An 8,167-nucleotide genomic window follows, 5' to 3' on the forward strand; every position below is an offset into this window, starting at 1 on the left:
TCGGTCTGGATCCAGGTGAACCGGCTGCGTCCCACGCTGCTGCACTGGTCAGACCGATACGAACACCTGCGGGAAGTCACCCGGGAGGACCTCGCGGCATCCGCATCGGCCAGCACCCTTACGGGCTCGTCCAGCGGCTCGACCAGGACGACATCGACCGGGCAACGAAGCCGCCACCACCCCAGCCGCCCGGCTCGGGCTCATGCTCGCCGCCGTTCACGCCGCCCGCACCGGCGCCATCCGCTCCCTGCTCCTCGCCAATCCTCACCTGTTGATCAACCAGCTGAGCGCCCTCGACACCGGTCCGGTCTCCAAGATCTACTTCGCCAAGAAGCTCCGCGGTCAGCCTGCGACACTCGAACGCCTCCGCGTTGATCGGGGCATGACGAGCATCCGAACTCGAAAAGTCCCGTTAGCAGAGCAGCGTTGAGCGGCATGCCGTGACTTTCCGTTCAAAGCGTCTCGCCGAAGGGTTTTCGCAGGTCATGACGGATGCAGTCGGGTGGCCTGAACGGCGGCCAAAGGAACGGCAGGGTAGGGAAGCCTGTGCCGCACGTGTTCGTCGCGAGCGCTGGGCGCGCAGATCGCCACCGACCATGACATCCGCGTACTGGCATCTCGAGGGCCATGTCACCACCGGCACGGGTGATCAAGGCGCGTCGACGCCGCCCCAGGCTGGCAGGGCGCGACCATCGCCGCACACGCACGGTGAGCTTCAGCCATCGACCAAAGTCGGAGCCGGTCACGACTTTGGTTCACTGCGGCCCGCACACCGGTGTCGCAAGTCTGGTGCCATGAACGAGCGAAAGGCGCCGTCGGCGCAAGGCACGTACGCCGGCTCCACGGCCGACGAACTGGCCGGGCGAAGCCGGGGTGATCGAATCGCGGCGGGAGCGGACCAGCGCGTGCTGTTCCCCCGCCGTGGTCAGGTGGTGCTCCACGCCGACCGCCTGGTGATCAGCGGCTGGGACGGCAAGACCGATCTCATCCTCCGCCCCAGTGAGGTGACCTCGGTGAGGAACGAGTACACCGACCTTTGCGGACGTTTCGTGGGCGGGCTGCTGAACTCCGGCAAGCCCTTGATCCTCGGCACCGCCGCACATGGCGAGTGCAGGTGATGGCGGCGTTGGCGGCACTTCCGCTGATCATGTCGATGTGCGGGGCCGCGGACGCGAGGGACCCGGTGGCGCAGACCGACCTGGGGCCGGTGCGCGGCGTCGCCGAGCAGGGCGTACAGGTCTATCAGGGCATTCAGTACGCCCAGCCGCCGACGGGGGCACGGCGCTGGACCCTCCCGGTGCGCCCCCGTCCCTGGACCGAGGTGCGCGACGCGCGCCGCCCCGGGCCGGCGTGCGCGCAACTCGACGAGCAGGGCGCGGTCGCGGCACGCTCATCGGAGGACTGTCTCTACCTGAACGTCACCACCCCCAGCGGCAAGCCCGCCGGGCGGCGGCCGGTTCTGGTCTACCTGCACGGCGGGGCGTTCAGCTCCGGCGCCGGCAGCGACTTCGACGCCCGCCGCCTGTCCACCACCGGCGACGTGGTCGTGGTGACTGTCAACTCCAGGCTCGGCGTGTTCGGCTTCTTCGGCCACCCGAAGTTGCCCGGCTCGGGCTCCTACGGCCTGGCCGACCAGCAGGCCGCGCTGCGCTGGGTGCGAGCCAACGCCGCCGCGTTCGGCGGAGACCCGCGCGCGGTCACGCTGATGGGCGAATCCTCCGGCGGGGCGAGCGTCTGCGCCCAGCTCACCTCCCCCCAGGCGGCGGGCCTGTTCCACCGCGCCATCATCCAGAGCGGCTCCTGCCTGCAACGCTGGCCCAAGAACGTCATGGCGCCCGGCCTGGAGGCCATCTCCTACTGGGCCTCACGCGCGGACACCGAGGCCCGCGGCACCAAGGCCGCCGGGGAACTGGGCTGCGCGGGAGCGCGAGCGACCACTTGCCTGCGCAGCCTGGACACCGGGAAGCTCCTCGCCCTCAACGGCCGCTTCACCCAGCCCGCCTACGGCACCCCGGTGCTGCCCGCCGACCCGGCCGCCGCACTGCGCTCAGGCGACTTCCACCGCGTGCCCGTGATGCAGGGCAACACCCGCCACGAGCACCGCCTGTTCACCCGGCTCTTCGAACTGGAACAACCGATCGACGACGCCCGCTACCGGGCGCTGCTCACCACCGCCTTCGGCGCTCGCCAGGCCCGGCGTGTGTACGCCGAATACCCGCCCCGCGCCTACACCCGCGACTCCACCGGTCCCGGTGGAGCCGGCTCCGCGGCTGCGCTCGCCTGGGCCGCCGTCGGCACGGACGCCGGCTGGGTGTGCCCCACCCTCACCGCGAGCAAGCTGCTGGCCCGGCACGTGCCCGTCTACGGCTTCGAGTTCGCCGACCCTGACGTGCCGGACATCCTTGGCCTGTTCCCCAAGGGCTACCCGACCGGCGCCTACCACGGCTCGGAGCTCCCCATGCTCTTCGACATCGAGAGCACGTCCATCACCCTCAGCCCAGCGCAGCGGCACCTGTCGGCGCAGATGATCCGTTACTGGAGCACGTTCGCCGCCACGGGCGACCCCAATCATGCCGGCCTGCCGCGGTGGCAGGCGTACCCGTCCACCCAGGCCCTCGACTCCGCGCCCCGAGGCATCTCCCCCGTGGACGCGAGCACCACCCATCACTGCCGGTTCTGGGCCACCGCGCCCAGGCTGGACGGAGGAGCCGACTAGGAGCTGCACGGGGTGGCGCATCCCCACGTCGCCCACCTCCCCGTGTTCCGCCCGGGCCCGTGCACGGTCGTGGATCGTTCCGGTCGGCGGTCCTGCTGTATGGGCTCGGACCATCTCGGGTGCTCGAGTGATGATGGGGGGCGGTAGGTCGCGCCCGGTGTTCGACGCGCTGGGCCACGGACGAGAGTGGTCTGCCCGCCATCACCGGTTCCTTCGGGTGGCTCGGTAGCGGCTCAGTGCTCAGCTCGGATGTCCAGATGCGTGCCGCCCGCCAAACTGGCGGTACACCGCTGAGCAAGGAAGTCACGATGCACAACCGCGACCGTGTTCCCGGATGCGGCAGAGAGAGGGCGTTACTTATGGCACAGGTGATCTGCGACATGTCAATCTCGCTCGACGGGTACGTCACCGGCCCGAACGACAGCCGCGAGAACCCGTTCGGCGACGGTGCCTGGATGCTGCACAAGTGGATGTCCGACCAGGCGACCGACGCGGATCGGGCCATCCTGGAGCGGGTGATCGATGACTGGGGTGCGGTGGTGATGGGCCGCAAGTCGTTTGAGAAGAACGAAGGGGAGGGCGGCTGGGGCGAGGGTGGCCCGGTCGGCGATGTCCCGTGCTTCGTGGTCACTCACCAGGCACCGACCAGGTCGTACCCGGCTGTGTTCACCTTCGTCACCGACGGGGTGGCCAGCGCGATCGAGCAGGCCAAGAAGGCGGCGGGCGACAAGGTCGTCGGGCTGCACGGCGCGACCATCATGCAGCAGGCGCTCCCGCTCGGCCTGGTCGATGAGATCCGCCTGCACGTGATCCCGGTCCTGGTCGGCGGCGGTACGCCGTTGTTCGGCATGCTCGATTCCTCGATCACCCTCGAACGCACCCAAGTGATGGCGACCCCGGCGGCGACCCACCTCTCCTACCGCGTCGTCCGCTGACCGCGAGGGACGAGGGTGTAGCGGGAGGAGACCACCAGGTCGATCGCGAGCACGATGCCCCAGGCGACCATGACAGACCAGACGGGCATCGTGCGGTGGACGTCACCGACAAGCAGCGGCTGTGGGCCATTGGCCCGCCAGCGCTCTGGCGGTGGGGTTGCGGCTCACCTTGAACTCCACCGCTCGGCGATCAACGCCCGATCCGCGTCGTCCAGAGAGAAGAACCGCTTTAGCTCCGCCTGCGACGGAGCACCCGAGAAGCGGCCGTACGCGGCCGCCTCACCATCACTTAAGAACTCAACCGGCATAGACGCCGAAGGTAGGGCAAGCCCGGCAAGCAGGACGAGCGGAAGATCAAATAGTTAGCTGTGGCCACCCGCTAAAGGGACTTTTCGAGGCTGCTATATCTGTCAAGTGGTTGCGTGACGGGGTCGACGCGGGCGCGGACGAGGATGATGGTGTGGAGCGCCCGGTTGAGTTGGCGGTCGCCGCTGCGGTTGAGCCGGTGGCGTTTGGTGAGGCCGGAGGATGCCGGGATGGGGGCTGTTCCGGCGAACGTGGCGAAGGCGGCCTCGGAGCGAAACCGTCCGGGATGGGACCAGCTCACCAGGATCTGTGCCGCGCTGATGGCGCCCACTCCGATCTGTTTCAGCAGGTCGGGCCTGACATCGTTGATCAGGGTGGTGATCTCCTCTTCGAGAATTTTGGCCTCGGCGCGCAGTGTCTGGATGCGCCAGTGTCTGGATGCGCTGGGCTGTGGATCGCAGGGCCCGGATGGTCATGCGGTGTTCGATGGTCTGGGAGGACCGGTCCCGCAGTTTGGCGCAGTGGCTGATCTGCGTGTTGCTGCTCATGGAGCGGATCTGGCTGCGCAGGTCGTCGGGCGCCGAGACGATTAAGGCCTTCAGATGGTTGATCGCCGCGGTGGTCGCGCTGACGGCGCCTTGGCGGGTGGTGAGCAGCGCCCTGAGCGCCTCGCGTGCTCCGCGTTGGCGGGGCTGGATGAGATGCTCGCTGGTCAACGCCTCCCGAGCGGCGCGGATCGCGTCGAGGGCGTGGGTTTTGCGACCGCCACGTTGGGTCGGTCGCTTGGGGCGGCAGACCTCTGCCACCTTTTCGCCGGATGCCTCCAGGAACGCCGCCAAGCCGGCGCCGTAGCTGGCGGCTCCTTCAAGGGCCCAGCAGCGGCGGCCTGGGACGTGCTGACGAGCGAACTCCAGGAGCTCAAGGTAGCCGTGGGCGTCAGCGGCCGCTTCGGCGTGGGCGAGGACGGCACCCAGTGCACTGACCGCCGCGGCGGCCAGGGTGTCGCGGTGGGTGTCGACCCCGATGACACCATCGATCTGTTCTGCCAGCGTGGATGGATCCGCTCCACCTCGCTGCTGTGTTCGGCCTCGATCCCAAAACCGCCATTCGCTATGCCGAGAACGCCCGCGTCCTACTGGCCACTGCAGCCGAAGCGCAAGACCCCGCCAGTCGTGACGAACCCAAGGGTCGAAACGGTCCATGAGGGATGAAGACCCTTCGGTTCCCTTCGATGAACCTTCAGTTCGCATGAACTCTGGGACTTCTCCGGGGTCGAGGAACCGGCGGACAGCCGTTGGCGCTGAGAAGGATCTTGATTGCAGTGAGCTGAGGCTGCTCCTGGTTGCGAAGCTTCCTTAGCTCGTTGCCCGATCCCGGCGTCGGCGATCTTGTCGTCGAGCGACGCGTACAGCTGGGTGGTTTCGGCGGAGGCATGGCCGAGAAGGCGGCGGACGGCCTCGATGGAGACGCCGGCGTTGATGAGTTCGGTGGCGTGGGCGTGGCGCAGCTGGTGGATGTCGATCTCGACGCCAGCCTGCGCGCAGTAGCCCTGCCGGCGGTGGTGGACGGCGTCGTAGGACAGGGGCCCGCCGCGGCCGCTGATGGGGGCGCGGAACAGTGGCCCGGCAGTGTAGCCGGCGCGGGCCAGGTAGAGCTTGAGCAGGGTGACGTAGCCGCGGTCGTCCAGCAGGACGGTGCGTACGCTGCCGCCCTTGCCGTGGATGCGGACGTATTCGTCGTCCAGGCGCAGGTCGAGGTCCTCCACGTACAGGCCGCAGACTTCGGAGGCGCGGGCGCCGCAGACGTAGGCGGTCTCGAACAGCATCCGGTCGCGCAGCCGGTCCAGCGGCAGGTCCTTGCGCGGCCGCCGTGTTATCACGCAACCAACTCGGCGTCCTGTTCCCGAAACCGACCCCTGCCACAAGTAGCGATGGGGTAGCCCGTGGCCGTCTGGCTCCCGAAGAGAAGCCGGCTTCCGTCGGGGGTGAGTGGTGGGAGCGATCCTCATCGGCTAAACTGAACGTTCAGTTCACTTAGTGGAGGGTGTCCATGAGAATCTGGTTCATCACGGGTGCCTCGCGTGGGTTCGGTCTGGAGATCGCACGCAAGGCTCTGGCCGAGGGGGATGCGGTGGTCGCCACCGCACGGAATGCCGAACAGGTCGAGGCCGAACTTGCGGGCGCCGGTGATCGGTTGCTGGCCGTGAACCTGGATGTCACAGACGAGGCCGCCGTCCAGGAGGCCGTGGCCGCCGGGGTGGAGGCGTTCGGCCGTATTGATGTGCTGGTCAACAATGCCGGTCGGGGGCTGCTGGGAGCGGTGGAGGAGGCATCCGACGCCGAGGTCCGAGCGGTCTACGACGTCAACGTGTTCGGCCTGCTAGCGGTGACCCGCGCCGTGCTGCCGGTCATGCGCCGCCAGCGTTCCGGGCGGGTCTTGAACATCACCTCGGTGGGCGGGTTCACCGCGGGCCAGGGGTGGGGCGTGTACGGTTCGACGAAGTTCGCGGTGGAGGGTATCAGCGAGGCGATGCGCGCCGAGCTCGCCCCGCTGGGCATCGACGTGATCATCATCGAGCCCGGCGTCTTCCGTACCGACTTCCTCGACGACTCGTCGCTGCACACGACCGAGCAGGTGATCGAGGACTACGCGGAGACCGCCGGTCAGACCCGGGCCTGGCGGACCAAGAACAACCACGCCCAGGCCGGTGACCCGGCGAAGGCGGCCGCCGCGATCGTCTCCATCGCCGGGGTCGGCGATCCGCCGGTCCGGCTTCAGCTGGGTGCCGACTGCGTCGCCCGCGTCGAGGCCAAGCTCGAACGGGTCAAGTCCGAGCTCGACCAGTGGCGCGAGGTCGCCGTGGCGACGGCGTACGACGATGCCGGCTGAGAAGGATCTCATGCCGCGCAGCCGTCGGGTGCGCGAGGCGGTGCTACGCGCCGCCACCGAGCTGCTGTCGGAGGGCGGGCTGCCGGCGGCGACGGTCGACGCCGTCAGCGCCCGCTCCGGGGTGAGCAAGGCGACCATCTACAAGCACTGGTCCAACCGCATCTGCGTCGCCATCGACGCGTTCGCCCTGCACATGGCCGAGGCGACCCCGGTGCCCGACACGGGCTCGGCGTGCGAGGACCTGACCCAGCAGGTACGCAACGTCGCCGCGTTCTATGCCGGTCCGGTCGGCCAGGTCTACGCCCAGCTGCTGGCGGCCACCGTCACCGATCCGGAGGCCGCCGAACTCCTGCGGAAGCGTTTCCTGGAGGGCCGCCGCGAGCTGATCCGCCAGATGTGGCGACGCGGAGTGCAACGAGGTGAACTACGCACCGACATCGACGTGGAAGTCGCCCAGGACGTCCTGTTCGGCTCCATCATCTTCCGCCTCGTCAGCGGCCACGCCCCCCTCACGCCCACCGAGGCGGAGGCCATCGCGAAGGCCGCCCTCACCGGCCTCCTCACCAACCGGCCAGCGACACCGGCAGGCTCCGTTGATTGAGTGGGGTCTGGGGCCGGAGGAGGCGATGGCGTAGCGGCCCAGGCAGTTGAGGTGGGCGTGGCCGAGGGGGCTGAGCCGGGTGACGTCCTGGTCCTTGACCGGGACGCCCTGGGCGCGTAGCTCGTCGACGGCGGTCGACAGGTGGCGGCTGTTCCACAGCGCGACGGCGTTGACGACCAGGCCGAGCGCGGCGAGCTGGTCTTCCTGTCCCTCGAGCAGGTGGAGGGTCTTGTCGATCCGGCCGTACTCGGCGAACGCCTGTCCGAGCGGGGTGGGGTGTTCGTTGCGGGCGATCGCTTGCAGCGGCCCGTGGCTGCCAGGGGTGCAGGTCGGTGCGCCAGAACCGCTGGTCGCCCAGGTCGGCGAAGCGGGCGCGAACCGGTGGCCGAGCATGGAGAAGATCCCGCACGCCATTGACCGCGTTCAAAGCGTGGGATCAGTCATCAACTGTTTCTAGGAGGGATGTGCGTGAAAGGGTTGCTCGCCCTGACCTGCGCTGGTCAGTTCATGGTGCTGCTGGACAACACGATCGTCGGCGCGGCCCTGCCTGACATGCAGCAGCGGCTGCATACCGGGTTGACCGGCCTGCAGTGGATCGTCGACGCCTACGTGCTGCTGGTGGCCATGTTGCTGCTGTCGGGCACGTTTCATCTCGCCACAATATGCGACGTTCAAGCAGCTCAAGGTACTATCAGCACGGTATGGCGAGCCCTTTTCGCC

9 protein-coding genes and 3 pseudogenes are annotated in these 8,167 nt (G+C 68.5%); 7 read left to right on the forward strand and 5 right to left on the reverse strand.

The annotated features are described in order from the left end of the window. Positions 1–202: 202 nt before the first annotated feature. The 4 genes from AB0J64_RS56180 to AB0J64_RS56195 all read left to right on the forward strand — a co-directional run bounded on the left by AB0J64_RS56180 (position 203) and on the right by AB0J64_RS56195 (position 3,651). The gene (locus AB0J64_RS56180) at positions 203–430 is read left to right on the forward strand and encodes a hypothetical protein (protein ID WP_364046682.1); all 228 of its coding nucleotides are present in this window, start codon (positions 203–205) and stop codon (positions 428–430) included. 364 nt (positions 431–794) lie between these two features. Next, a complete protein-coding gene (locus AB0J64_RS56185; protein ID WP_364046685.1) occupies positions 795–1,118 on the forward strand; it encodes a hypothetical protein in 324 nt (107 codons plus the stop codon). Between the two features lie 8 nt (positions 1,119–1,126). Then, on the forward strand, positions 1,127–2,716 hold the full coding sequence (locus AB0J64_RS56190) for a carboxylesterase family protein (RefSeq protein WP_364046688.1): 1,590 nt from the start codon (positions 1,127–1,129) through the stop codon (positions 2,714–2,716). A 257-nt stretch (positions 2,717–2,973) separates the two neighbouring features. Continuing rightward, entirely contained in the window at positions 2,974–3,651 is a 678-nt protein-coding gene (locus AB0J64_RS56195; RefSeq protein WP_364046691.1) for a dihydrofolate reductase family protein, read from the forward strand. Between the two features lie 164 nt (positions 3,652–3,815). Here the strand turns inward: AB0J64_RS56195 and AB0J64_RS56200 are convergent, their stop codons facing one another. From AB0J64_RS56200 to AB0J64_RS56215, 4 genes and pseudogenes are all read right to left on the reverse strand, one after another. Then, complete coding sequence (locus tag AB0J64_RS56200; protein ID WP_364046694.1) at positions 3,816–3,959, reverse strand: DUF4158 domain-containing protein; 144 nt, start codon at positions 3,957–3,959, stop codon at positions 3,816–3,818. Between the two features lie 71 nt (positions 3,960–4,030). After that, positions 4,031–4,288, reverse strand: a complete 258-nt coding sequence (locus tag AB0J64_RS56205) for a transposase (protein ID WP_364046697.1) — start codon at positions 4,286–4,288, stop codon at positions 4,031–4,033. A gap of 268 nt (positions 4,289–4,556) precedes the next feature. Further along, positions 4,557–5,207 (reverse strand): annotated as a pseudogene (locus AB0J64_RS56210) (transposase); the annotation flags it as partial. Further along, complete coding sequence (locus AB0J64_RS56215) at positions 5,090–5,836, reverse strand: tyrosine-type recombinase/integrase (RefSeq protein WP_364046700.1); 747 nt, start codon at positions 5,834–5,836, stop codon at positions 5,090–5,092. The pseudogene AB0J64_RS56210 and the gene AB0J64_RS56215, both read right to left, overlap by 118 nt. Positions 5,837–6,006: 170 nt before the next feature. Between AB0J64_RS56215 and AB0J64_RS56220 the strand changes: the two genes are divergently transcribed. Together AB0J64_RS56220 and AB0J64_RS56225 are read left to right on the forward strand one after the other, a co-directional pair. Continuing rightward, positions 6,007–6,846 carry an oxidoreductase gene (locus tag AB0J64_RS56220; protein ID WP_364046703.1) on the forward strand — a complete coding sequence of 280 codons (840 nt, stop codon included), beginning with the start codon at positions 6,007–6,009 and terminating at the stop codon, positions 6,844–6,846. Between the two features lie 10 nt (positions 6,847–6,856). Continuing rightward, a complete protein-coding gene (locus AB0J64_RS56225; protein WP_364046706.1) occupies positions 6,857–7,447 on the forward strand; it encodes a TetR/AcrR family transcriptional regulator in 591 nt (196 codons plus the stop codon). A gap of 27 nt (positions 7,448–7,474) precedes the next feature. Here AB0J64_RS56225 and AB0J64_RS56230 read toward each other — a convergent pair. Continuing rightward, a pseudogene (locus AB0J64_RS56230) lies at positions 7,475–7,852 on the reverse strand (Tn3 family transposase); the annotation flags it as partial. 63 nt (positions 7,853–7,915) lie between these two features. Between AB0J64_RS56230 and AB0J64_RS56235 the strand changes: the two are divergent. Further along, a pseudogene (locus AB0J64_RS56235) lies at positions 7,916–8,167 on the forward strand (MFS transporter); the annotation flags it as partial.

It is taken from the genome of Nonomuraea sp. NPDC049695 (assembly GCF_040674955.1).
Taxonomy (GTDB): domain Bacteria; phylum Actinomycetota; class Actinomycetes; order Streptosporangiales; family Streptosporangiaceae; genus Nonomuraea; species Nonomuraea helvata.

What these genes read in the sequence shown, in the direction of transcription:
- AB0J64_RS56180 (WP_364046682.1), top strand. Translation starts at nt 203, where the DNA reads ATGCTCGCCGCCGTTCACGCCGCCCGCACCGGCGCCATCCGCTCCCTG.
- AB0J64_RS56185 (WP_364046685.1), top strand. Translation starts at nt 795, where the DNA reads ATGAACGAGCGAAAGGCGCCGTCGGCGCAAGGCACGTACGCCGGCTCC.
- AB0J64_RS56195 (WP_364046691.1), top strand. Translation starts at nt 2,974, where the DNA reads ATGCGTGCCGCCCGCCAAACTGGCGGTACACCGCTGAGCAAGGAAGTC.
- AB0J64_RS56200 (WP_364046694.1), bottom strand. Translation starts at nt 3,959, where the DNA reads ATGCCGGTTGAGTTCTTAAGTGATGGTGAGGCGGCCGCGTACGGCCGC.
- AB0J64_RS56220 (WP_364046703.1), top strand. Translation starts at nt 6,007, where the DNA reads ATGAGAATCTGGTTCATCACGGGTGCCTCGCGTGGGTTCGGTCTGGAG.
- AB0J64_RS56225 (WP_364046706.1), top strand. Translation starts at nt 6,857, where the DNA reads ATGCCGCGCAGCCGTCGGGTGCGCGAGGCGGTGCTACGCGCCGCCACC.